This window comes from Enterobacter cloacae complex sp. HYC042_NIDB (assembly GCF_056673315.1).
Genome location: NZ_CP109650.1, coordinates 2915963 through 2940028, shown reverse-complemented (window position 1 = coordinate 2940028; position 24066 = coordinate 2915963). Strand labels below are relative to the sequence as shown.

Here is a 24066-nt window from a genome sequence, read left to right as displayed (position 1 = left end):
CATGGAAAGTAAACTGCTCGAATATTACAACCGTGAGCTGGCCTACCTGCGCGAAATGGGGGCCGAGTTTGCCGAACGCTATCCGAAGGTCGCCGGGCGGCTGGGCATGCGCGGCATCGAAGTGGCGGACCCGTACACCGAACGCCTGATGGAAGGTTTCGCGTTTCTGACCTCCCGCGTGCAGATGAAAATGGACGCGGAGTTTCCGCGTTTCTCCCAGCGTCTGCTGGAGATGATCGCGCCGAACTACCTCGCGCCCACCCCTTCAATGGCGATTGCGGAAATTGAGCCCGACAGCAGCCGCGGCGATCTGAGCAACGGCTTTATTGTGCCGCGCGGCACCATGATGGACAGCCTGGCGCTGAAAAAAACCGGCGTAACCTGCAGCTATACCACCGCGCACGAGGTTAATCTGCTGCCGCTGAAAATCGACAAAGTGGAGCTCGGCGGCGTGCCCGCTGACCTGCCGCTGGCGCAGCTCGGCTTAAGCCAGCGGGGGATCAACAGCGCCTTGCGGATCCGCATTGCCTGCGACGGCCCGCAAAACCTTGGGCACCTGAATTTTGACCGGCTGGAGTTTTTCCTCAGCGGCCCGGACATTGAGGCGCTGAAGTTGCTGGAGCTGGTGATGGAGCACCACGCCGGGATCGTCTGCCAGACGGTCAGCCCGCAGCCGCAGCGACAGCTGCTGGCAACGGATGCGCTGCGTCAGGAGGGCTTTGCGCCGGACCAGGCGCTCCTCCCGGACGATCTGCGCAACTTTGACGGCTACCGTCTGCTGCAGGAGTATTTTGCGTTTCCGGCCCGCTTCCGCTTTATCAGCCTGAGCGGTCTGAGCACGCTAATCCAGCGCTGCGAAAACGAAAAAGCCTTCGATATCTTCATTCTGCTGGATAAGTCGGATGAACAGCTGGAGCGCGTGGTCGACGCCAGCCATCTGGCGCTGCACTGCACGCCGGTCATCAACCTGTTCCCGAAAGTGGCGGCCCGGCAGAAGCTGAATGAAGGCCAGCATGAATACCATCTGGTGGTCGATAACATCCGCCCGCTGGACTACGAAATTTATGCGGTAAATAAAATTTTTGGCAGCGCCGACGGCCAGCGCGACGACCAGACGTTTCGTCCGTTCTGGAGCACCTGGAGCGGCGACGCGGGCAACTACGGGGCCTATTTTTCCCTGCGCCGGGAACAGCGTGTGCTCTCCGAGCACGCCCTGCGCTACGGCACCCGTACCGGCTATATCGGCTCGGAGGTCTTTGTCTCGCTGGTGGATGAACAGCATGCCCCGTGGCAGGAAAACCTGCGCTACATCTCTGCCGAGGTGCTCTGTACCAGCCGCGACCTGCCGCTGATGCTCCAGCAGGAGCTCGGGCAGTTCATTATGGCCGACTCCATGCCGGTGAAGGGGTTAACCCTGCGCAAAGGCCCGACGCCGCCGCGTCCGGCGCTGGCGGAAGGGTTCAGCACCTGGCGGCTCATCAGCCAGCTGCAGATGAACTACCTCAGCCTGATGGACAGCGAAAATGAAGAGGGGGCAGCGGCGCTGCGCCAGCTGTTAGGTCTGTATGCCAACCTGGCCGAAACGCCGGTTGCACGTCAGGTGGAGGGGGTTCGCCACTGCGTGCTGGAGCCGGTACACCGCCGCGTGCCTGAACCCGGCCCGGTCGTTTTCGCCCGCGGAATTGGCATCACCCTGACGGTGGACGAGCGAGCCTTTTCCGGCGCCAGCCCGTGGCTTTTCGGCAGCGTGATGGAGCGCCTTTTTGCCCGTCTGGTCTCCATCAACAGCTTCACCGAGTTCACCCTGAAGAGTCAGCAGCGCGGCGAGATAGGCTACTGGGCGCCGCGCATGGGTAAAAGGGCGCTGGTATGAGTGACGCTGCCACCGCACCGCTGCGCGTGCATCGCCTGACGAAGCTGCCGGATACGTTCTGGCACGGGGTCCGCGAGACGCCCTGGCGCTACGATCTGTTTCAGCTGTTAAGGCGCATTGATGCCCAGGGCGGCGAGCGCTACCCGCTGGGACGCGCGCCGCTGCCGAAATTTGAGCCGCTGCGCATTGGCCAGCAGCCCTCAATGAGCTTTGCGCCGTCGACGCTGGCCCAGGTGCGACAGCGTGAAGAAAGCGGGCTGCATGAGGTGTCGATCCTCAGCTTTGGCCTGTTTGGCCCGAACGGCCCGCTGCCGGTGCATATGACCGAGTACGCCCGCGAACGGATTCATCATCACCAGGACACCAGCCTCAGCGCGTTTGCCGATCTGTTCCATCATCGTCTGGCGCTGCTGTTTTACCGCGCCTGGGCGGATGCGCAGCCTGCCGTTTCCCTCGATCGCGCCGACAATAAGCGCTTTGAGGGCTACCTGGCGTCGCTGATCGGCATGGGACAGCCGGGTCAGATGAACAAGGGCAGCCTGAGCGCCCATGCCCGCTTTGCCCACGCCGGGCACCTGACCCGCCACGGGCGGGATCCAGAAGGGCTGGAGAAGATCCTGCGCAGCTATTTTAAAGCGCCGGTTAAGCTGGTGAGCAACGTGCCGCAGTGGATGCCGCTCTCCACCCGCGAGCAGGCGCAGCTGGGAGCAGGACGCCGCATGCCGCGCATGGGGGAATCCGCTTTTCTCGGCGTCGCCGTCCGCGACGTGCAGCATAAGTTTCGTATCGAGATTGGCCCGCTGAGCGCGGAGGAGTACAACCGCTTTCTGCCGGGCGAAGCGTGGGTCACCGAGCTGCGCGACTGGGTGCGCCAGTACGCGGGAATTGAGTTTGAATGGGAAACACGGGTGATCCTGCGTGAAGACGCGGTGCAGGGCACCACGCTCGGCAGCGATGGGCGATTAGGCTTTAACACCTGGCTGGGGCATCAGCCGCAGCCTGTCCCGCGTGGCGATCTGGTGTATCGCGCAGAGCGATAAATTTTTCTAACGCATTGTTATCAACGGAACCGAACATGTCAGAAATTAGCCGTGCCGTGCTTTTCGGCAAACTGGATACGCTGTTATTTACCTCTCTGGAAAGCGCGACTGCCTTCTGCAAGCTGCGCGGCAACCCCTACGTTGAGCTGGTGCACTGGCTGCATCAGCTGATGCAGCAGCAGGATGGCGATCTGCAGCAGGTCATCCGCCACTTTGCCCTCGACGAACAGCAGCTAACGCGCGATATCGTCACCGCGCTGGACGCTCTGCCGCGCGGCGCAAGTTCCGTTTCCGATCTCTCCGAACATATCGACAGCGCCGTGGAGCGCGCCTGGGTCTTCGGCTCGCTGAAGTTTGGCGTCAGCCGTATTCGCGGCGGCCATTTGCTGATTGGCATCCTCAAGACCTGGAATCTGGCCAACGTGCTGAAAAGCATCTCGTCGCAGTTCACCCGTCTTAACGTCGAAGTGCTGATCGAGCAGTTCGACGCTATTTGCGCCAACAGCAAAGAGACGCAGCAGGCTGCTGCCGCCGTCGATGCACCGGCGGGTGCGGTCCCGGCGGCCCAGGGAACGCTGGCCCAGTACGGCCAGGACCTGACCGCCCGCGCCCGCGACGGGAAGATTGACCCGGTTGTCGGGCGCGACGAGGAGATCCGCCAGATGGTGGATATCCTGATGCGTCGCCGCCAGAACAACCCGCTGCTGACCGGGGAGGCCGGGGTCGGCAAAACCGCAGTCGTTGAAGGGCTGGCGCTGCGTATCGCCGACGGCGACGTGCCGGAGCCGCTGCAAAATATTCAGCTGTGGCTGCTGGATATCGGCATGCTGCAGGCAGGCGCGGGCATGAAAGGCGAGTTTGAAGCCCGTCTGCAGGCGCTCATTAATGAAGTCCAGTCCAGCACCACGCCGATTATTCTGTTTATCGATGAGATCCACACTCTGATTGGTGCAGGCGGCCAGCAGGGAACCGGCGATGCGGCGAACCTGCTGAAGCCGGCCCTGGCGCGCGGTCAGCTGCGCACCATCGGTGCCACCACCTGGGCGGAATACAAAAAGTACATTGAGAAAGACCCGGCGCTGACCCGTCGTTTCCAGACCGTACAGGTTCACGAGCCGGACGAAGCGAAAGCGATTCTGATGCTGCGCAGCACCGTGTCGCCGCTGGAGACGCACCACCAGGTCCTGCTGCTCGACGAAGCGGTCAGCGCGGCGGTGAAGCTGTCCCATCGCTACATCCCGGCGCGCCAGCTGCCGGATAAAGCCGTTGCGCTGCTCGACACCGCCTGTGCCCGCGTGGCCGTCAGCCAGAGCGCGCCGCCGGCGCAGCTGGAAGACTGCCTGCGCCATCTTGCCGCGCTGGACGTTGAAATTGAAATTGCTGAACGCGAAGCGCGCGTCGGCGCCGGTGACGCAGAGCGCGTAACGGCATTAATCACAGAGCGCGACGCGTATGAAACAAAACGCGAAGCTCTGGCCCGGCGCTGGGAAGATGAGCGCGGTCTGGTGCAGGAGATCATCCGCCTGCGCGCCGCGCTGTTTGCGGCGGGCGAGGAAGAGACCGCCGAGCTGCGCAGCCAGCTGGCGGAGCAGCAGCAGGCGCTGAACGCCTTGCAGGGTGACGAGCCGCTGCTGTTTGCGGCGGTAGATGAAAACGTGGTCGCCGCAGTCGTCTCTGACTGGACCGGGATCCCGCTGGGCCGGATGGTGAAAAACGAGATCGACGCGGTGCTGAACCTTGCCGATACGCTGAACCAGCGCGTTATCGGCCAGCGTCACGGGCTGGATCTCATTGCCCGCCGCGTGAAAACCTCGCGGGCGAAGCTCGACGATCCGAACAAACCGGTGGGCGTCTTTATGCTGTGCGGCCCGTCCGGCGTCGGGAAAACTGAAACCGCGCTGGCGCTGGCGGAATCCCTTTACGGCGGCGAGCAGAACGTCATCACCATCAACATGAGCGAGTTCCAGGAAGCGCACACCGTTTCCACCTTAAAAGGTGCGCCTCCGGGATACGTAGGGTATGGTGAAGGCGGCGTGTTAACCGAGGCCGTGCGCCGTCGCCCTTACAGCGTGGTGCTGCTGGACGAAATTGAAAAAGCGCACCCGGACGTCCATGAGATCTTCTTCCAGGTCTTCGACAAAGGCTGGATGGAGGACGGCGAGGGGCGCCACATTGATTTCCGTAACACCATTATCATTCTGACGTCCAACGTGGGCACCGAGCTGATAAGCGCCATGTGCGCCGATCCGGAGCTGATGCCGGAGCCTGATGCGTTAAGCGGCGCGCTGCGCCAGCCGCTGCTGGAAGTATTCCCGCCGGCGCTGCTGGGCCGCCTGCTGGTGGTGCCGTACTACCCGCTCAGCGACGAGATGCTCGGGCAGATTGTGCGCCTGCAGCTCAAGCGCATTCAGCGTCGTCTGGAAGAGAATCACAGCATTATTTCTGAGTTTGACGACAGCGTGGTGGAACAGATTGTTCAGCGCTGCACCGAGGTGGAGTCCGGGGGCCGCATGGTGGATGCTATTCTGACTAACACCCTGCTGCCTCAGATGAGCCAGATCTTACTTACCGCCAGCCGCAGCGACGAGCAGTACCGACGCCTGCATGTCACCTGCGAGCAGGGCGAGTTTCACTGTCAGTTTGCCGCGTAATAATCATCAAGAGAACTGTAAAAGATGACGGATAATGATAACAATCGGACTGTCCCAAACGCGCTCCCGGTCGGGTACCGCTTCAACGAGTTTGAAATCAAAGAGGTGATCGGCGGCGGCGGTTTTGGCATTGTCTATCGCGCGTGGGATCACCAGCTCGAACGCACTATCGCTATCAAAGAATTTATGCCTTCCTCGCTCGCCGTGCGCGGCGACGACATGACCCTGGTGCTGCGCAGCGAGCGCTTTGGCAAAGCATTTTCCGCGGGCCTGAACAGCTTTATTCAGGAAGCGCGTCTGCTGGCGCGGTTTAACCACCCGAACCTGCTGCACGTCCTGCGTTTCTGGGTGCAAAACGACACGGCCTACATGGGGACGCTGTTTTATAGCGGCACCACGCTTTCACGCCTGCGCGAAGAAAAACCGGAGCTGATCAACGAGGCCTGGATCCGCCGCACGCTGCCGATGCTGTTCGGGGCGATCAAGACCATCCACGACGAAGGCTATCTGCACCGTGATATCTCTCTGGATAATATTCAGATCCAGGATAACGGCCTGCCGGTGCTGCTCGATTTCGGCTCCGCGCGCCGCACCATCGGCAACCTTTCCGACGAAACGGAAACCATGCTGCGCCCCGGCTTTGCGCCGATTGAGCAGTACACCGACGACAACGAGAGCGAGCAGGGGCCGTGGACGGATATTTACGCCCTCGGCGCGGTGCTGCGTACCCTGATTGTGGGTTCTCCGCCGCCGGTCAGCGTGGTGCGCTCCATCCAGGATACCTGTAAGCCGCTGGTGGAAATCATGCCGCAGGGCTACTCCATCCCGCTGCTGCAGGCCATTGACCGCGCGCTGGCGCTGCACATGGAGGACCGTCCGCAGTCTATCGACGAATTCGCGGCGCTGATTGAGATGCCGGTCGCCGGGATCAACGACGTGCTCACCGCCAAAAAGACCGGCACCATGCTGGTTCCGGTTGAGGAAGAGAAGCCAGCTTCGATGCTCGACTGGCGTCGCTATAAGATCCCGGGCATGGTTGCCGCGGGCGTGCTGGTGGGCGTTGTCGCCGGGGCGATGCTGTTCAGCGGTGGGAATGATGCGCCTGAGCAGGCTGCCCAGGCTCCGTCAGAGACGCGTCCGACAGAAACTGCCGCGAACGCGCCAGAGGTGAAGCCAGAAACGGCGACGGTGAGCGAGCCAGCGACGGCGCAACAGACGCCACCACCTGCCGCGAGCCCGATTGCGCTGGTCTATATCCGTATCCAGGACGGTGAAATGCTGAAAGTGAACGGCGAACCAAAAGCGCTGCGTCCGGCGACCAACGGCTATGCCTCGCTCAAGCTGCCAGCCGGAGAGGCGAAGATTGAACTGCAGGGCAACGGGAGAACGCGCAGCCAGACGCTGGATATCAGCAAGCCGGGCACCTGGCTGGTGAATCCTTAGTAATGCACGATCTTCAAGGCCAAAGACTTATTCCAAAGGTGTTCGAAGAGCGTCTCTCCTCTTTATGTACAAAATCGCTTTAGGATTGAAAGCTCAGTTGGCTTAGTAGCGGTGGTCTTAATTGACCACCGTCAGTGAAAAACGACAGGCCCTTTTGTCTCCGACCCCGGAGAGTTAGCTGAAGCGAAGATGCGGAATTCCATTTTTGTCAGTGTTAATTACGTGTATAAACAAAATGTCGCTCATTTAAAGAGTAAATCAGGGTATTTCTGGGGAAGTATGGATCTTCTCGCAATTTTACTTTATTGCGCGAATTCAGTACGCCACAACAGAATCCCATTTCTTTCTGACGCAAAAGCATTTAGTGCTTCGTTGAATTATTTTGCAGGTGATGGTTTCAGCATTTTGGTCATGCTTTTTTTTGTGCTTGACTTACTTTTACTACTCTCTTTGTTTGCTTCGGCCTGGTTATTCTTCAAACGAAAGAACGGTGCAGTCAAATTTGCTCTTGCTCAGGAATTATTTCGTTTGATTTCATTCAGATGTTCAGTCTCATTTTTCCCTCTTTTAGTAAGCGTGTTTGGAATTTCAAACGTCTGGTTGAATGTAGGGTTATTTATCACATCAGAGTCACTGAAAATCTACTCTCTTGTTTTTTGGATGAACGAGCGGGAAAAGCCCCTTTCTTGAATGATGCTTTATCAGAGATGCGACCCGCTTTTTTGCATCGCATAAGCTAAATGGAATAAAGATTATGCTCAACCGAATTACCGTTCAGCTCCCGGTGGAGGGGCTTCTGTTCTGGAAACTGACGGGCCGCGAGGCGATGTCCGAGTCGTTCGCGCTGACGCTGACCGTACTCGGCACGGACGCGCGCATTGACCGCAGTAAGCTGCTGGGCCAGCCGGTCACGGTGACCATCCCGACGCAGAGCCTGCTGACGTCCCGCTATATTAACGGCAAGATTACCCGCGTGGCGGTGAGCGCCGTTGAGCTGACGGGCACGCGCTATGCGGTGTACCAGCTGACGGTGGAGCCGGACCTGTGGCCGATGAAGCGCGACCGTAACCTGCGTATTTTCCAGGGCCAGACTGTGCCGCAGATTGTGAAAACCCTGCTGGGTGAGCATCAGGTCAACGTTGAGGATAAACTCACCGGCAGCTACCGGGTCTGGGACTACTGCGTGCAGTATCAGGAGTCGAGCCTGGACTTCATCAGCCGCCTGATGGAGCTGGAGGGAATTGCGTATCACTTCCGCCATGAGGCGGACAAGCACACCCTGGTGCTGACCGACGCCGCCACGCAGCATCAGCCGTTCAGCGGCTATGAGGTCATTCCTTACCACCAGACGCCGTCCGGCGGCAGCACGGACGAAGAGGGCATCAGCCAGTGGGCGCTGGAGGACAGCGTGACGCCGGGGATTTACAGCCTCGACGACTATGACTTCCGCAAGCCGAACGCGTGGCTTTTCCAGGCCCAGCAGAACCCGGCGTCGCCGAAGCCGGGCAGCATTGACGTGTACGACTGGCCGGGTCGCTTTGTGGACAAAGGTCACGGGGAGTTCTATGCCCGTATCCGTCAGGAGCGCTGGCAGGTGGAGCATCAGCAGATTCAGGCCACCGCCACGGCGGCGGGGATTGCGCCCGGACACACCTTCACGTTAACCAACGCGCCGTTCTTCAGCGACAACGGCGAGTATCTGGTGACGGCGGCGGGCTACCACTTCGAGGAGAACCGCTACGCCAGCGGCGAGGGGGAGACCATACACCGTACCGATTTCACGGTCATTCCGTCGGCGGTGGTTTACCGCCCGGCGCAGAGCACGGCGTGGCCGCGCACCTACGGCCCGCAGACGGCGAAGGTGGTGGGGCCGAAGGGGGAGAGTATCTGGACGGATAAATATGGCCGGGTGAAGGTGAAGTTCCACTGGGACCGGCTGGCGAAGGGCGATGACACCAGCTCCTGCTGGGTTCGCGTGTCGAGCGCGTGGGCGGGCCAGGGCTACGGCGGGGTGCAGATCCCGCGCGTCGGCGACGAGGTGGTGGTGGACTTTATCAACGGCGACCCGGACCGTCCGATTATTACCGGCCGCGTGTATAACGACGCGAGCATGCCGCCGTGGGCGCTTCCGGCTGCGGCGACGCAGATGGGTTTTTATAGCCGCAGCAAAGATGGCCATAAAGACAATGCCAATATTCTCCGTTTTGAAGATAAAGCCGGGCACGAGCAGATCTGGATCCATGCAGAAAAAAATATGGATACGGATATTGAAAATTCTGAAACTCATGATGTCGGTGTCGATCGTAGAAAAACCATCGGACAGGATGAGAATATTACGATTAAGCGGAACCTGAAATCAGATGTAGGTAATAATGAAACGCATAATATTGGTAACAAGCACGTTATAAACGTTGGGAAAGATCAAACCGTCTTGACCATGGATAAAGAAGGTAACGCGCTGCTGGAATCTGTGACCACGATTAAACTCAAAGTTAAAGACAATTATATTCTGATCGCCCCGGATACCATTGAGATTCACGTAGGCCAAGGCAACCTCAAAGCAGAGGCTGTGGAACAAGCCATCTTCAAAGGTGATGAGCTTACAAGACTAGGTGATGGGATCAATACCGAGCTCAAAGCAAATGATACGGTGAGTATAACGGGAACTAACCTTACCGATATTAAGGGCGCGATTGTAAAAGTTAACAGTTAATCTGCGTACAGAGAACGCTATTATGGGAAAACCAGCCGCCAGAGCGCGCATTGATTCCAGCGCACATACTGGCCCAATTCAAAGCGGAAGTCCCAACGTAATTATTGGCGGATTTCCGGCAGCACGAAAAGGCGACCCGCTTTCATGCTCCCAACATGGTCAGGGAAGTATTCTCAGTGGTTCAACAACGGTATTTGTGAATGGTTTGCCTCTCGCCAGGGAAGGTGACAAGACGGGTTGCAATACCTCAGCAACCCCTGCGGTCGCATCCACTCAACCCGCACCTCCGCAATACTGGGGCGGAACGGCGGCGAAGGATGCGGGTAAAGATGGTGCTATACATGGTGATGTTTACGACGCCCGTGTGCTTGGCGCCTATGCAAGCCTTGAAGATAAATCCGGCTTTGGAAAACCCGATACGGCTTCAGCCGGATTCGCACTTGCCGATATCACGGTCGGGAATACAAAAAGTCAGGATAAATATAAAGGCGAGGTACGTACTAAAGTAGGGGTGGCGACTGCCAGCGGCACGTTAGTGACCGATCGAGCTGATTACGGGGCGATTAATCTCAATGCAAACGCCACCGCAATACAATATGGCGCCTCGGGAAGCATTGGAAAAGAAGGGCAACAATACGGCGGCGTCGGTGGGGATGTATACCTGGCAACCGCTGAAGCGAAGGCCGTCAGTGAACTATATGACGGAAATAAAGGGCGTTATGGTTTTAATGTTGAACTTGGCGCAGAAGCCGCGGCGGTCAAAGGAGAGGCGACGGCTAAAGCCGATTTTTATGGCGTAGTCGTTGCCGATGGCAAGCTTTCAGGGAGTGCAGGGAGCGCTGGCGCTTCTGCAGGCGTGGGAACCTGGATTGATAGCACTGATTATTCATTTAACCTTAAGGTGTCCGGTGAGCTTGCAGCGGCGCTCGGTCTGGGAGGGGATGCCAGTATCAAATTTGCTCTCAAACCGATTCTTGACTGGATTTATGACGATGATGAAAGTAAGCCGTCCCCAGCGGCGGGCAGTGGCGATGGTGTGATTAAGACTGGCTGTGTTACAGTCCTGATAGGAGATTAAAATGTGTAAATGGGGAACGTTGTGATGCATTGGTTTTTCTTTATAGTCTTTATGATTTGGACGCTAGCGCTTATCTGGAATGGAAAAGATTTATTTAACAAAAAGCAATGGCTCCTTGCGGGGTTAATGTTCGTTCTAGTGTTAGTGGCTACGGTCGTCATTGGCTTTACGTTGAAATGGCTTGCTCAGTCAATGTCATTATTTTCCGTCGCAACGGCCAAGCATTATTCGATCATCTTATCCATGTCTTTCTTGTGTGTTTGGGGATTAAAGATCACAGTAGTGCTGCTCTGCACGTTATTTTCCGGGATTATGGGGGGGCACAAAAGATACAACGCGGAAAATTATGAAAAATTATCGTCTATGACACGTGCCGTGGCTCCTGGCTTACTTATCTTTGCTAAAAGCTTAATTACCCTCGGAAGCTTCCTTATGTTTTCGGGTTTATGGCTTAAGTAAGCGCGACGAGTGAGGTTGCATTATGGTTGCTGAAAAACAATATTTTTTTCCTCTTGAGATGAAGGATCAGGAAAAAGAGATTCGGGAAAATTTCTGGAAATGTCTCTATACCTCTGCAGAAAAAGAGATGCTTCATTACTGGCTATTGTTACCCCAGAATGTTAAGCCAGCAGAGTTAAAGCCGATCACATTTCAGGAGGTTGGGCTGACGAATATCGGACGATACATCGCCGATGACACCGGCCCCTATATTGAAGTCTGGGCTGCATATGAACACTGTCAGTGGGAGATGAATGCGTCAGACTGGCTTATAAATAAGCTCGATTTAATGGGTGAGAAAGTACTGAGCCAAAGAATAATTACGCATCCTTCAGGAAGCGGGAAGTTTGCGGATATCCTGTCCATTAAAACGATGCCATCGGGTGATGAGGTCGTTTCACGATATACGGTGCAGAAGGATTATAATCCTGTAAATGGTGGGGGAAATTACTTCCTTTTGAAAACGGCTTGTGCGTCGAAAGATTACAACACGATTGCCGATACTATTTTCCTGATTGCTATCAACTGGGATTTACTGCATCGCAGCAATTTGATGCTTTCAGAACTGTTGAAAACAGTCAGCCTTAGCAACAAAAATGACAGTGGATTTAAAATTCCGGATTCATGGCTGGTGAATACGCTGGATGATAATCGTCTGGTAATTGAACACACAATAGGTAACGTCAACCATGGAGTGATTAATTTCTGTCTTTTCCGTCAGGCTGATTATCCCGCTGCGCAGGCTATTTTCGATGAAGCAACTGCGCGCTTTAACCGCCACGATAGTGCGGTCTCTCTTACGACATCGGACATTGCCAGCATCCCAAATGATATCAATCCCTCGTTTACAGGCGATCTTTATAGCTGTACGGGAGAGGTAGTCAGTGCTGCTGAGAATATCAGGGCTTATTACGATATGCGTATCTTTAAAATGAATGATTTGTGGTGTTACGTTGAGGTGGTTGGGCCTCATCGTAATCATCAGGATTATTATTACGAAGCCAATAAACGATGCATGGAAATCATTCTTTCTACGTTTCGCATAGAAAAACGATGAGCTGACAAAGTTAATTCATGGCCATCTAAATAAAACCATAGAAATGTGGTTTTATTTTTTGTTTCACAGAAATAATATCATAACCGCCCTCGTTCTGAGGATTAGTTAACTTCAGGCACTGAGAACAGATCATCGTGGAATAAAAAATCATGCTCAGCTGAACTATCGTTCAGCTCGCGGGAGTGGATATTCTGTTCTGAAAACTGACATCCCGCTATGTTAACGGCAAGATTATCCATGTGGCGAACGGTGCCGTTGAGAGAACGGGCATGCACTATGCTGTGTAACAGGTAGAAGTGGAGCATCCGCAGGTTCAGGCCATCGCCAGGGCAGTATTTGAGGTGACTCATGAGTAAAGAAAATTACACCGCGCTGGATTATATCAATGATGCTATTGATGCAATTAATCATCGATTAGATGAAAATCCTACATTTTCTTTATATGTTATGGCGAAGAATCAGTTGGACTATATTAAGTCTATTCTAACGGGGTCTGAGAAAGATAAAAGTAAATTGCACAAATTAAATCTTGGAGTGCTTGCGTCAAAAGAGTTTGATACAACCGATGCAGAACTTGCTCAGCATTTGTCCAATGTTAATTATATAGCTTCGCAAATGGGAAAAGGATTGAAGTTTATTCTCCCTCATGAGCAAGACGTTGAGTATTTGAAAAGGCAAAAACGATATCGCAAGTGGTAAACAACGTTTGATTAAAGGGTGCGGGATGATAGATCTTTACAGCGAAGACTCAGTAATTAATCATTATGCCGATCGTTATCGTAACTACATGCCAGTTAATGTTCGTAAGGTAATAAGAAGCAGCATTGATGATTCAAATTCCTCTCATGTATGGGATGAAATATTACCTTTAATCACAAATGAAGATGTTTCACGCGATAAAGCACTTGGGGCGTTAGTGGGTTTGGCTGTTGGAGATGCAGTTGGCACTACTCTTGAATTTAAACGCAGAGACAGCGAACATGTAGCGGATATGATTGGTGGGGGACCTTTTCAATTAAAACCTGGTGAATGGACAGATGATACGTCCATGGCATTATGTCTGGCAGAGACTTATCTTTCAGAAAACAGAATGCACACCGATGTGCTTAGAAAATATCTCCTGAAATGGTATCTTGACGGAGAGAATAGTAGTAATGGTCGGTGCTTCGATATCGGGAATACGACGCGATTCGCACTTGAACAGTATAAGCGTGTCGGACCTTCCTGGTATGGTAATACAGAGAAACACACTGCTGGTAATGCTGGGGTTATTCGTCAAGCACCGGTGTCTATCTTTCGTCGAAAATCGCTGCGTGCGATTTACTTCGAATCCCAGGCTCAGAGTCGAGCAACGCATGGCGCGGTAGAGTCAATTAACGCATGCCAATTTCTCGGATTGGTATTGCACTATTTAATTAACGGTTATCAAAAAGAAGAAGCTTTTTCCCCTCATGTTTTCCCACTGTGCGCGCGTGTAATGATCATAAATGCGGGTGAGTATAAGCAAAAAACTCGCGATCAGATTCGTTCAAGTGGTTATGTTATCGATACGCTTGAGGCCGCGATGTGGTCCGTATGGAATACTGATAATTTCCGGGATGCGATTCTGCTGGCTGCCAATCTTGCCGATGACGCTGACAGCGTTGCGGCAACGGCGGGACAAATAGCGGGAGCATTATATGGTTATTCCGCTATTCCGCAGGAGTGGAAAAATAAACTCGTACAACATGAACGTATCGCCAAAATGGCTGGTGAATTGTTCGATAGAGCCCCTGAAGACACTTTCTTGTAACTGTTTATCTCCATGAAAATTCAGGAAAAGTGGTTTTTTTGTGGCATGAGAAGTCAATCTTACAGCTACTCATTATCAAACCAGCAGCGTTTACGCTTTGCGTATTGAAATGAGTTAACTTCTGGCACTGAGATTAGTCCATATTGGAATAAAGATTATGCTCAACCGAATTACCGTTCAGCTCCCGGTGGAGGGGCTTCTGTTCTGGAAACTGACGGGCCGCGAGGCGATGTCCGAGTCGTTCGCGCTGACGCTGACCGTACTCGGCACGGACGCGCGCATTGACCGCAGTAAGCTGCTGGGCCAGCCGGTCACGGTGACCATCCCGACGCAGAGCCTGCTGACGTCCCGCTATATTAACGGCAAGATTACCCGCGTGGCGGTGAGCGCCGTTGAGCTGACGGGCACGCGCTATGCGGTGTACCAGCTGACGGTGGAGCCGGACCTGTGGCCGATGAAGCGCGACCGCAACCTGCGTATTTTCCAGGGCCAGACTGTGCCGCAGATTGTGAAAACCCTGCTGGGCGAGCATCAGGTCAACGTTGAGGATAAACTCACCGGCAGCTACCGGGTCTGGGACTACTGCGTGCAGTATCAGGAGTCGAGCCTGGACTTTATCAGCCGCCTGATGGAGCTGGAGGGAATTGCGTATCACTTCAGCCACGATGCGGACAAGCACACCCTGATGCTGACCGACGCCGCGACGCAGCATCAGCCGTTCAGCGGCTACGAGGTCATCCCGTACCACCAGACGCCGTCCGGCGGCAGCACGGACGAAGAGGGCATCAGCCAGTGGGCGCTGGAGGACAGCGTGACGCCGGGGATTTACAGCCTCGACGACTATGACTTCCGCAAGCCGAACGCGTGGCTTTTCCAGGCCCAGCAGAACCCGGCGTCGCCGAAGCCGGGCAGCATTGACGTGTACGACTGGCCGGGTCGCTTTGTGGACAAAGGTCACGGGGAGTTCTATGCCCGTATCCGTCAGGAGCGCTGGCAGGTGGAGCATCAGCAGATTCAGGCCACCGCCACGGCGGCGGGGATTGCGCCCGGGCACACCTTCACGTTAACCAACGCGCCGTTCTTCAGCGACAACGGGGAGTATCTGGTGACGGCGGCGGGCTACCACTTCGAGGAGAACCGCTACGCCAGCGGCGAGGGGGAGACCATACACCGTACCGATTTCACGGTCATTCCGTCGGCGGTTGTTTACCGCCCGGCGCAGAGCACGGCTTGGCCGCGCACCTACGGCCCGCAGACGGCGAAGGTGGTGGGGCCGAAGGGGGAGAGTATCTGGACGGATAAATATGGCCGGGTGAAGGTGAAGTTCCACTGGGACCGGCTGGCGAAGGGCGATGACACCAGCTCCTGCTGGGTTCGCGTGTCGAGCGCGTGGGCGGGCCAGGGCTACGGCGGGGTGCAGATCCCGCGCGTCGGCGACGAGGTGGTGGTGGACTTTATCAACGGCGACCCGGACCGTCCGATTATTACCGGCCGCGTGTATAACGACGCGAGCATGCCGCCGTGGGCGCTTCCGGCCGCAGCGACGCAGATGGGCTTTATGAGCCGCACGAAAGGGGGCTCCGTGGACAACGCCAACGCCCTGCGCTTTGAGGATAAAGCGGGTGCAGAGCAGGTGTGGATCCAGGCCGAGCGCAACATGGACACCAGCGTTAAAAATGATGAAACGCACAGCGTCGGCGGGGCGCGCAGCCATTACGTGAAGAAAAATGAGCTGCATCGCGTAGAAGCGAACCAGACGCAGGCCGTGAAAGGTGGCACCGAGATCCTGACGGGGAAAGGCAAGCTGGATGCGGCGGTCGAGCAGTATGTTATTGCATCCGGGACGAAGCTGAGGCTGGTCTCAGGTGAGAGCGCTATTGAGCTGAACGCTAACGGCAAGATTAACCTGATTGGCAAAGAGTTTAACTTCTTCGTGGAAGGAGATGGGTATATCACCACGGGCGGTAAGCTGCATCTGAATACCTCGGGAACCAAGCCGGGCACAACGGCACCGGGATCGGGGCATAAAGGGGATATTGATGCGGCGGTGCAGGCGAAGTTTTCGCCGCAAGAGAGCGCTAGTCGTCCTGCCCCCGCTGCGGCTCCAGCAGCAGGCCAATCGAAACCTGCTCCAGCTTCGGCGTCAACAACAGCCCCGCCTTTGAAAGGGAATTATGTTTATAAAAACAATCCGAATAGCTCAGACGTTATGCCTTTCAATGATGATGTTGTTAAACAAATCAACAAGTCACCGACCCTTCAAACTCAGCTAAAAGATTTGAAAGACAAGGGATGGGCGATTCAACCAGGTGCGACTGGAGGGGGAAGTTATACTGATTCGGATAATAAACTGATCGTTATGGATCCCGAACACATGGAAGACACGGCCAATACAGTACAAACACTGGCTCATGAAGCAGGGCATGCAACATATCCTGTTGCAGCGGACTATTCTAGTAAAGAAAATTTCGTTAACAGCCAGCTTATGGATGAAGGTGGTGCAACCTTGAATAATATTAAAATACAGCGTGAAATTCTGGGAAATGGCGGTATTGATATTGATATAGCAGGAAGCCCGGAAAATCTCAAAGCTTACAATGCAGCCTATGATAAAATGGTAAGTGGAGAGTTGTCGCGGGATGACGCTGCAAAAGCTATAGGTAAAGTCTACGGTAAAGGCGAAATAGCTTCGGGTACCGATCTCAATTACAGCGATTATTACGGGGGTTTCTATGGTAAGTAGAATGACAAAAAATACCATCCTCTTTTTGCTCCCACTATTTTCATCTTTTTCTTACGCAGGACAAAAAAACATGAACCAAGATTCGTTATGGAATATTGTTAAAGAACTCAAAACAGTCTGGGGAAAACAGACCGAGGATGTCAGTAAACTTTTCCATCAACCACTGGTCCAAAAAAATCCAGAAGTGAAAGACCGTTATACGTCAGTTCCATTCACATTATCTGATGGAACTCGTATCAGCGATTTAGATGTTCGTTTATGGGGAAATGGAGATAATAGTGTTTCACTTATCTCGTTTGTAATCGAACAGCCTTGCATTACGCTCGAACAAGTCAAAACTCATTTCCCTGATGTTAAAATTTCTAACATTCCTCGTGGGAATACCGCAGGACAATCAGTTGGATACCGAACCGTTACTGATGAGAGAGGACTTGCATGGGCATTTAGTTTTCCGGTAATGAACCAGGAATGCCTAAATAGAGTCGTTATGTCGCGTTACGATCGTTAATAAGTGTTGTGTTTTCATGCCGGCACGGATATTTCGCTGCCGGTTTGCAGTATTCGTGAAAAGCGTAATTTACATCAAGTTAGTGACGATAAACGTGAAAAAACACACGCCTATATTTCTTTGTTTTTCCCTGATGTTTAGTTGTCTGAGTAGCAATGTGGTTTTGGCAGAGGCTATGCCGCCCGTTCTGACAAAACAGGATTTTTCCGTGAAGGTCAAAGACCAGTCCATCGCCCTGGGCGACAGATGGGCTCCTAATATCGCGCTTAAATTTGACGTGCCGGTGGAAGGCAGTTTTACCGGTGAGGTTCCTTTTGACGGAACTAATTATAAATTCTTCCAGCATCAAAGGGCTGGGTTAGAAATATTCAGTTCCAATCTCTGGTGGGATAAAGCGGAAAGAAGCGTTGATGATTATATCGTGTCTCAAATTACGGTGACTGCCGAAGGCTTCGCAACGCCGCGTGGTATCCATGTGGGTTCAACGAGAGAGGAATTGAACAGCGCATACGGTACCGGTCAGGTCGACAATGATTCGGGGGAACAGTGGATTACCTACGAGTTGGGTAAAAAAGCGCTCTCGTTTGAGATGAAAGACGGCGACGTTTTGAAAATAACCATGAATTACAACAATGGCTCTTCAGAGTAATTTATGACCAAAAAACATTTGGCAGCCATATTGTTCACCGCTTTATTGACAGGCCCCGTTGAAACCACAACGGCGCTTGAATTATCACAATATAATAAGCTTGATACGGTTAGCCGCATCGTTAACGACAGCGAAGTGACAGACAATCTCAGGAAAACGCTGGGAAATCATTACCAGACCTTTATTGATAACTTTGATGTTTTCGGTGAACCGCATACCACCGCAGGTGGTGGATTGTTTGTTGAGGGCTGGTTAAAAGATCTCTATCAGGAGAATGCATCCGCGCTGGTCATCAATCCTGACGGCAAAATCTTTGCAGCCTGGGTGGTTCCGACGTCGGACGTTATTCATTACCAGTCATCTGACAATAGCCCGGTTATTCATGCCGATATTCAGCAGTGGGCCGCCAGATTTAATGCGATGCATTTTGCAAAGTTCGGCCAATCAAAACTCGTATTTGACGGGGAGTGGGCTGGCGAATTCAAGAACGACTCGACGTTAACCCTGCGGTTAGCTGAATCAGACAACCGGATCATCGGCTCTTATTGCTATATATCCCAGAGAGGAAACCGCATAGATTGCCCGGAAGACGATGAGCAAAATCTTAGTGGTACGATTGCTGGCAATCGTGCCAGCGTTGAGTTCAACTCATCATTTGGCGGCGTAGGTGGACGGGCTGTTCTGGAAATAAAGGGGCGTGAAATGGAATGGCGTTTAGTTACTCCTCCTCAAAAAGGAAATTACTATGCCCCGCTGCGGTATACATTACGTAAAGCCGCTTCGGTTCAAAACGCGGAAACCAGAAAACTGGACACCGATAAATTCGCCATTTCGCTGATAAACAAATGCGGCCATTTTGAGAGCAAATGTGACGAGATGGTTTACCTCGGCGTGCGCAAAAGCGATAACAGTACGATCTCCTTAAGGGGTAAAACGTTACACGACTCCGCAGGTAAAATAATCGGCTCAACGTACAAGAATGGCGAGATCGCTTATACCGTGACGTATGCACCTGTGAAATTGGTTGTCAGCAAAGGCAGTCATGTTTTAGTCGAACAGTCAGGTCAGTGGCTTAAATAAAACAGCCAGCCAAAAGGTCAGCATGGATTGGCCTCTTTTGTTTCTCTCAATATTAATCATCCCGAGTTCACTTATGAAATACACCCTCCAGGAAGGTTCATTTTCCCTTTTTCCTGCTGCCTGGCAGGATAACAGCATGAACATCATTCGCGATGACGAAAGCGGGCTGTCCGTGGTGGTCAGCCGCGGCGTGATTCCCGATGGCAGCGACTACGAACAAGAGTTTCACCGCCAGTGGGATGTGCTGCGTCCTCAGATGGGTGAGATCGCCCAGAGCGAATTCCGGAGCGTAAAAGCCGGGCCTGATGGAAAAATTAACGGGCTGGAAGTTGAGACCACCTTTGACCGCAACGGGCAGCGTCTGTGGCAAAAACAGCTGGCCGTGCAGACGCCGGGCAAACCCGTAATGATGATTTTTACCCTCTCGGCACTCAGAGCATTCACTGAAGAGGACGAGGTGCGCTGGAGCGCGCTTAAGCAGAGTCTGACGCTAAACGACAACCGGAATGTGTAAGGCATGAGCGATAACAACGCGGCCCGTAAGGGCGACGAGATTATTCACTCCAGCATTTTTGCTGACATCACCAGCATTGTGGCGGAAGGTGCCGCCTATGCGGTGATCGGTGCGGCGGTAGGCGCAGCAGCAACCGTAGCGGCGCCATTGCTGGGGGCGGGGGCAGCAGCTGCAGGCGTGGCAGCAATTGGATCCAGTTGTCTGTTAAGCGGCATCATTGGCGGCGTGCTGGCGAACGTGGCGGGTATCACAGACGATATCAGTAACGCCGCGGAAGGGTTAGGTAATGCGCTTTTCCCGCCGTCGCCTGCGGGCAAAATCACCACCGGTTCGAACAACGTTCTGACCAACGCAATCCCTGCCGCACGCGCGGCAGGCACGCTCACGCCCGCCGATACCCCGCCCCCTGAGCCGCAGTCGCCGGGCAGCTTTGCCGATTACGCGGGCATGCTGCTTTCCGCCGCCGGACAGTTTGGCAGCGAAATGTGGCAGCCGAGCGTGGCCTCTGCCGCTGCGGGAACTTCGCCGCTGGAAGAAGACAAGGTGGCGTGTGAAAAACACTCCGGGCCGCAGTATCTGGCGGAAGGCTCCAAAAGCGTTTTCATCAACGGCCAGCCTGCGGTGCGCGCGAAAGATCGCACCACCTGCGAAGGCACCGTTTCCGACGATGTCTCTCCTAACGTGATCATCGGCGGGGACACGCTCACGGTCCGCGATATCAAAAGCGGTAAAACGCCGGGTCTGGCGCTGGGGATGATTGCGCTCTCCCTGCTGCGCGGGCGTCCGGGCAAGATCCTGAAAAACATGCCCTGCGCGCTGGCGGCGGCAGGCGGTGGGATGCTGGCGGATATGGCGGTGAATGCCGTGTTTGGCTCCTCGCACCCGGTTCACGCCGCCACCGGCGTGAAGGTGCTGAATGACGACGACGAGCTCGATTTCTCGCTGCCGGGGCGCTTTCCGCTGCGCTGGCAGCGCAGCTATAACAGCCTGACCACCCGCGAAGGGCTGTTCGGTCTGGGCTGGGCTACAACCTTTGACAGCTATCTCTCGCTCGAAGAAAACAATGCGACCTGGTTCGATGAAACCGGGCGCGAGCTGAGCTTTGAACTGCCGCCTGTCGACCAGGCGTTTTACAGCATCAGCGAAGGCATCATTATCCGCCGCAATGAGAGCGGCGACGTGGCGATTGCCGACGATGACGGCGCGGTGTGGCGTCTGTACAAACCGACCCGCGCGAATCCTTCTATCCTGCGTCTGGCCTCCCTCAGCGACGAATACGGCAACGCGCTGCTGACGGCGTGGGACGAGCACGGCAGGCTGGTTGGTCTTCACGACGAGCCGCGGGCGATCGACGTCACCCTGCGCTATGAAGATGAGCGTTTCCCGCAGCGGGTTACCGCAGCCAGCCATTTCGACGGCAACCAAACCTGGCCGCTGATGCAGTGGGGCTACGACGCGCGCGGCCAGCTGGCGAGCGCGACGGACGCCTCCGGCGTGGTGACGCGTGAATACCGCTATAACGACCACGGCCTGATGGTCTGGCACCGGATGCCCGGGGGGCTGGAAAGCGAATACCGCTGGCAAAAATTCGACCACTGGCGCGTGGTGGAAAACCGCACCAGCACCGGCGACGGCTGTCGCTTTAGCTACGATTTAGCCGCCGGGCTGACGACCGTCGAGCACTACGATGGTCAGACGCGCCGCCACTACTGGAACGCGCAGAATCTTATCGTCCGCTACGTGGACGAGCGCGGTGAAAACTGGCGCTACGAGTGGGACGATAACGAGCTTCTGACGCGTCGCATCGATCCGCTCGGCAATGCCGTCACCTTCGTCTACGACGAGATGGGCAACCGGGTGCAGGAGACCGATGCCGACGGCAATACCCGCACCACCACCTGGCTGGAGCACCGCGCGCTCCCCGCGTCAATCATTGAAGCAGACGGCAGCGCGACCCGATTCTGGTACGACGAACACCACGGGCTGAAGCGCGTGCTGGATCCGATGGGGCAGACCACGCAGCTGCGCCGGGACGAGTTTGGCCAGGTTGTGGAAGAGATCGATGCCGCCGGCAACAGCCGCTATCAGGAGTACAACGAGGCCGGGCAGATTGTCCGTTCGACGGACTGTTCCGGGCGTATTACCCGCTATCGCTATCACCCGCTGGGCTGGCTGGTGGCTGAGACTGGCGCCGACGGGGAAGAGACGCGCTACCGCTACGACGCCGCAGGGCGCCCGGTGCAGCTCGACCGTCCGGAAGGCTGGACGGAGTCGCTTAAATGGAACGAACGTGGCCTGCCGGTGAGGCACGCGGGCGCCGACGGGAAAGAGAGCGAGTTCAGATACGATGAGGCGGGGCGCTTAACCGCCACCCGTAATACGCAGGGCGAAGAGGTCCGTCGCCGCTGGGACAGCCGCGGGCGTCTGATTGCCCTGGAAAACGAAAACGGCGAAGCGTACCAGTTCCGCTGGGGCGCTGACTCGCTGCTGCTGGAAGAGGTAGGGCTTGATGGCGTGGCCTCGCAGTATCGCTATGATGCCTGCGGACGCACGATAGCGCGCACGTATGCCGCCGGCCATCCGGAGGCCATCACCCACGCCTTCGCCTGGAGCGCGAGCGGCCAGCTGGTCGCCCGCACCACGCCAGAAGGGCAGACCCGCTACCACTACACGCCGTCCGGGCTATTAAGCCGCATTGGGCTGCATCCGGCGCTTTCAGCCGATGCCTGGAGCACCGAGGCGGAGCAGGAGCTCGCCTTTGAGTATGACGCGCTCGGCCGCGTGACGCGCGAAGCGGGCGAGCACGGGGAGCTGGCGTGGGAATATGATGCGCTGGGCAATCGCACCTCCGTCACGCTGCCCGATGGCCGCGAGCTGAAACAGTTCTACTACGGCAGCGGACATCTGCTCAGTATTGCCCTCGATAAGCTGTCGGTCTCCGACTTTACCCGCGACGAGCTTCACCGCGAGACCAGCCGCACGCAGGGGCTGCTGACCACCCGCAGCGAATACGACCGCCTTGGTCGCCTGCATCGGCGGGACGTCTTCACCGGCAACGCCCAGCGCCCGTCGCCGCGCCGCTGGTCCCGCCGCTGGGATTACGATTACCGTAATAACCTGGTTCGCGAAGAGCGGGACGATAACCCGTTCAGCTGGTACCGCTGGCAGTACGACAGCGCCGGGCGTCTGCTCGTTCAGGACGGCACGCTGCCCGGCCAGGAGCAGTGGCGCTGGGATGCGGCGGGTAACCCGCTCGAAGGCTCTGCTGAGAAGGTCACGCATAACCGCCTGACGCAACTGAACGGCATTCGCTGGCGCTATGATGTCCACGGACGCACCGTGGAGAAAGATAACGGCCAGACCCGCTGGCACTATCGCTACGACGGTGAGCACCGTCTGACGGAGGTGATCAGCCAGCCGCGGGACCGCAACAGGCCGCAGACGCAGGTCAGCTTCCGCTATGACCCGCTCGGGCGACGCATCAGCAAAACGCGACGCCAGATGCTGGGCGGCCAGCCAACCGGTAAACCGGTCACCACGCGGTTTGTCTGGGAAGGGTTCCGCCTGCTGCAGGAGGTGCACGGGGACGTGCCGCTCACCTACGTCTACAGCGATCAGGACAGCTACGATCCGCTGGCGCGTATTGATGGCTTGGAAGCGCCGGAGATCTTCTGGTTCCACTGCCAGCCCAACGGCACGCCGGAGCGGATGACGGATAGCGAAGGGCAGGTGCGCTGGGAAGGCGTGAACAGCGCCTGGGGCAAGCTGCTGCGGGAAAGCGAGACGCAGCTATCAGGATATTCCCAGAACCTGCGGATGCAGGGGCAATACCTGGACCGTGAGACAGGGCTGCACTACAATCTATTCCGGTATTACGACCCGGATTGCGGAAGGTTTACGCAGCAGGACCCGATAGGGCTGGCGGGGGGGATAAACCTTTACCAGTATGCGCCGAATGCGCTGGGGTGGGTGGATCCGTGGGGGTTGAGTAGGTGTTCTGGAGGTACCCGCTTAACTGTCAATAAACCGAAGATTTTAAGCAGCACAAAGCTGTCATCAACTGAGAGAAAATTCCTCGAAAGACAGTTTATGAAAAAAATGAATGCTTTAAACCGAGCGGCTCAAAGAGGAGAGTTAGTTTGGTCTCCTGGCACCCATGAGGTTAGGATTTCATCTTTGCAAAGTTCTTACAGGCAGGCTGTTTCTGCACGTTTTGAAAAAATGTTTGGTTCAGCACCTGATCTAAGTAAGTTAAACGCTGATCATCCTGTTGATTTAATTGTTGGAGGTTCGCCTACACAAAGATTACAAATGCTGAATGAAACTATTAATAAAAGTGTAGGTAGTTCTTTGAAAAATGCAGGCAGAAAGGCGGGGCTTCAGCCCGGAGATGCCATCAGTGAAATAATATTTCAATAGGGGGTAAA

Annotated in this window: 18 protein-coding genes; 17 read left to right on the top strand and 1 reads right to left on the bottom strand. The window is 55.3% G+C overall.

Annotated elements, in window-relative coordinates:
* Position 1: 1 nt before the first annotated feature.
* The 9 genes from tssF to OKF39_RS14080 all read left to right on the top strand — a co-directional run bounded on the left by tssF (position 2) and on the right by OKF39_RS14080 (position 12353).
* Complete coding sequence (tssF, locus tag OKF39_RS14120; protein ID WP_045260272.1) at positions 2-1873, top strand: type VI secretion system baseplate subunit TssF; 1872 nt, start codon at positions 2-4, stop codon at positions 1871-1873.
* The gene (tssG, locus tag OKF39_RS14115) at positions 1870-2913 is read left to right on the top strand and encodes a type VI secretion system baseplate subunit TssG (RefSeq protein ID WP_069733000.1); all 1044 of its coding nucleotides are present in this window, start codon (positions 1870-1872) and stop codon (positions 2911-2913) included. The genes tssF and tssG overlap by 4 nt, the downstream gene beginning before the upstream one ends.
* 35 nt (positions 2914-2948) lie before the next feature.
* Positions 2949-5564: a type VI secretion system ATPase TssH gene (gene tssH, locus OKF39_RS14110; RefSeq protein WP_479983072.1), complete on the top strand. Its 2616-nt coding sequence runs from the start codon at positions 2949-2951 to the stop codon at positions 5562-5564.
* A gap of 24 nt (positions 5565-5588) precedes the next feature.
* On the top strand, positions 5589-7007 hold the full coding sequence (locus OKF39_RS14105; protein WP_479983071.1) for a serine/threonine protein kinase: 1419 nt from the start codon (positions 5589-5591) through the stop codon (positions 7005-7007).
* Positions 7008-7286: 279 nt separating this feature from the next.
* Positions 7287-7697: a hypothetical protein gene (locus OKF39_RS14100; protein ID WP_227008604.1), complete on the top strand. Its 411-nt coding sequence runs from the start codon at positions 7287-7289 to the stop codon at positions 7695-7697.
* 64 nt (positions 7698-7761) lie between these two features.
* Positions 7762-9720 (top strand): type VI secretion system Vgr family protein, encoded by a 1959-nt coding sequence (locus OKF39_RS14095; protein ID WP_479983070.1) that lies wholly within the window; start codon positions 7762-7764, stop codon positions 9718-9720.
* 22 nt (positions 9721-9742) lie between these two features.
* A complete protein-coding gene (locus OKF39_RS14090) occupies positions 9743-10798 on the top strand; it encodes a PAAR domain-containing protein (protein ID WP_024909805.1) in 1056 nt (351 codons plus the stop codon).
* 24 nt (positions 10799-10822) lie between these two features.
* Positions 10823-11257 (top strand): hypothetical protein, encoded by a 435-nt coding sequence (locus OKF39_RS14085; RefSeq protein WP_028013479.1) that lies wholly within the window; start codon positions 10823-10825, stop codon positions 11255-11257.
* A 22-nt stretch (positions 11258-11279) separates the two neighbouring features.
* Positions 11280-12353, top strand: coding sequence for a hypothetical protein (locus tag OKF39_RS14080; protein ID WP_047366826.1), 1074 nt, complete (start codon positions 11280-11282; stop codon positions 12351-12353).
* Between the two features lie 101 nt (positions 12354-12454).
* Here the strand turns inward: OKF39_RS14080 and OKF39_RS14075 are convergent, their stop codons facing one another.
* Positions 12455-12703 (bottom strand): hypothetical protein, encoded by a 249-nt coding sequence (locus OKF39_RS14075; RefSeq protein ID WP_088204531.1) that lies wholly within the window; start codon positions 12701-12703, stop codon positions 12455-12457.
* Here OKF39_RS14075 and OKF39_RS14070 point away from each other — a divergent pair.
* The 8 genes from OKF39_RS14070 to OKF39_RS14035 all read left to right on the top strand — a co-directional run bounded on the left by OKF39_RS14070 (position 12702) and on the right by OKF39_RS14035 (position 24058).
* Positions 12702-13052, top strand: coding sequence for an immunity protein Tsi6 family protein (locus OKF39_RS14070; protein ID WP_045261346.1), 351 nt, complete (start codon positions 12702-12704; stop codon positions 13050-13052). The two genes, OKF39_RS14075 and OKF39_RS14070, sit on opposite strands and share 2 nt — an antisense overlap.
* Positions 13053-13077: 25 nt before the next feature.
* Positions 13078-14145: an ADP-ribosylarginine hydrolase Tri1 gene (gene tri1 / locus OKF39_RS14065; protein ID WP_479983069.1), complete on the top strand. Its 1068-nt coding sequence runs from the start codon at positions 13078-13080 to the stop codon at positions 14143-14145.
* 157 nt (positions 14146-14302) lie between these two features.
* Positions 14303-16888, top strand: coding sequence for a type VI secretion system Vgr family protein (locus tag OKF39_RS14060; RefSeq protein WP_479983068.1), 2586 nt, complete (start codon positions 14303-14305; stop codon positions 16886-16888).
* Position 16889: 1 nt separating this feature from the next.
* The gene (locus OKF39_RS14055) at positions 16890-17396 is read left to right on the top strand and encodes a hypothetical protein (RefSeq protein WP_223824751.1); all 507 of its coding nucleotides are present in this window, start codon (positions 16890-16892) and stop codon (positions 17394-17396) included.
* Positions 17397-17451: 55 nt separating this feature from the next.
* Positions 17452-18045, top strand: coding sequence for a hypothetical protein (locus OKF39_RS14050; protein ID WP_479983067.1), 594 nt, complete (start codon positions 17452-17454; stop codon positions 18043-18045).
* Positions 18046-18048: 3 nt separating this feature from the next.
* Positions 18049-19125, top strand: coding sequence for a hypothetical protein (locus OKF39_RS14045; protein ID WP_048959368.1), 1077 nt, complete (start codon positions 18049-18051; stop codon positions 19123-19125).
* Positions 19126-19198: 73 nt separating this feature from the next.
* Entirely contained in the window at positions 19199-19639 is a 441-nt protein-coding gene (locus OKF39_RS14040; protein ID WP_048959369.1) for a DcrB-related protein, read from the top strand.
* Between the two features lie 3 nt (positions 19640-19642).
* A complete protein-coding gene (locus OKF39_RS14035) occupies positions 19643-24058 on the top strand; it encodes an RHS repeat-associated core domain-containing protein (RefSeq protein ID WP_479983066.1) in 4416 nt (1471 codons plus the stop codon).
* Positions 24059-24066 lie beyond the last annotated feature (8 nt).

What these genes read in the sequence shown, in the direction of transcription:
- tssF (WP_045260272.1), top strand. Translation starts at nt 2, where the DNA reads ATGGAAAGTAAACTGCTCGAATATTACAACCGTGAGCTGGCCTACCTG.
- tssG (WP_069733000.1), top strand. Translation starts at nt 1,870, where the DNA reads ATGAGTGACGCTGCCACCGCACCGCTGCGCGTGCATCGCCTGACGAAG.
- tssH (WP_479983072.1), top strand. Translation starts at nt 2,949, where the DNA reads ATGTCAGAAATTAGCCGTGCCGTGCTTTTCGGCAAACTGGATACGCTG.
- OKF39_RS14105 (WP_479983071.1), top strand. Translation starts at nt 5,589, where the DNA reads ATGACGGATAATGATAACAATCGGACTGTCCCAAACGCGCTCCCGGTC.
- OKF39_RS14100 (WP_227008604.1), top strand. Translation starts at nt 7,287, where the DNA reads ATGGATCTTCTCGCAATTTTACTTTATTGCGCGAATTCAGTACGCCAC.
- OKF39_RS14095 (WP_479983070.1), top strand. Translation starts at nt 7,762, where the DNA reads ATGCTCAACCGAATTACCGTTCAGCTCCCGGTGGAGGGGCTTCTGTTC.
- OKF39_RS14090 (WP_024909805.1), top strand. Translation starts at nt 9,743, where the DNA reads ATGGGAAAACCAGCCGCCAGAGCGCGCATTGATTCCAGCGCACATACT.
- OKF39_RS14085 (WP_028013479.1), top strand. Translation starts at nt 10,823, where the DNA reads ATGCATTGGTTTTTCTTTATAGTCTTTATGATTTGGACGCTAGCGCTT.
- OKF39_RS14080 (WP_047366826.1), top strand. Translation starts at nt 11,280, where the DNA reads ATGGTTGCTGAAAAACAATATTTTTTTCCTCTTGAGATGAAGGATCAG.
- OKF39_RS14070 (WP_045261346.1), top strand. Translation starts at nt 12,702, where the DNA reads ATGAGTAAAGAAAATTACACCGCGCTGGATTATATCAATGATGCTATT.
- OKF39_RS14075 (WP_088204531.1), bottom strand. Translation starts at nt 12,703, where the DNA reads ATGAGTCACCTCAAATACTGCCCTGGCGATGGCCTGAACCTGCGGATG.
- tri1 (WP_479983069.1), top strand. Translation starts at nt 13,078, where the DNA reads ATGATAGATCTTTACAGCGAAGACTCAGTAATTAATCATTATGCCGAT.
- OKF39_RS14060 (WP_479983068.1), top strand. Translation starts at nt 14,303, where the DNA reads ATGCTCAACCGAATTACCGTTCAGCTCCCGGTGGAGGGGCTTCTGTTC.
- OKF39_RS14055 (WP_223824751.1), top strand. Translation starts at nt 16,890, where the DNA reads ATGACAAAAAATACCATCCTCTTTTTGCTCCCACTATTTTCATCTTTT.
- OKF39_RS14045 (WP_048959368.1), top strand. Translation starts at nt 18,049, where the DNA reads ATGACCAAAAAACATTTGGCAGCCATATTGTTCACCGCTTTATTGACA.
- OKF39_RS14040 (WP_048959369.1), top strand. Translation starts at nt 19,199, where the DNA reads ATGAAATACACCCTCCAGGAAGGTTCATTTTCCCTTTTTCCTGCTGCC.
- OKF39_RS14035 (WP_479983066.1), top strand. Translation starts at nt 19,643, where the DNA reads ATGAGCGATAACAACGCGGCCCGTAAGGGCGACGAGATTATTCACTCC.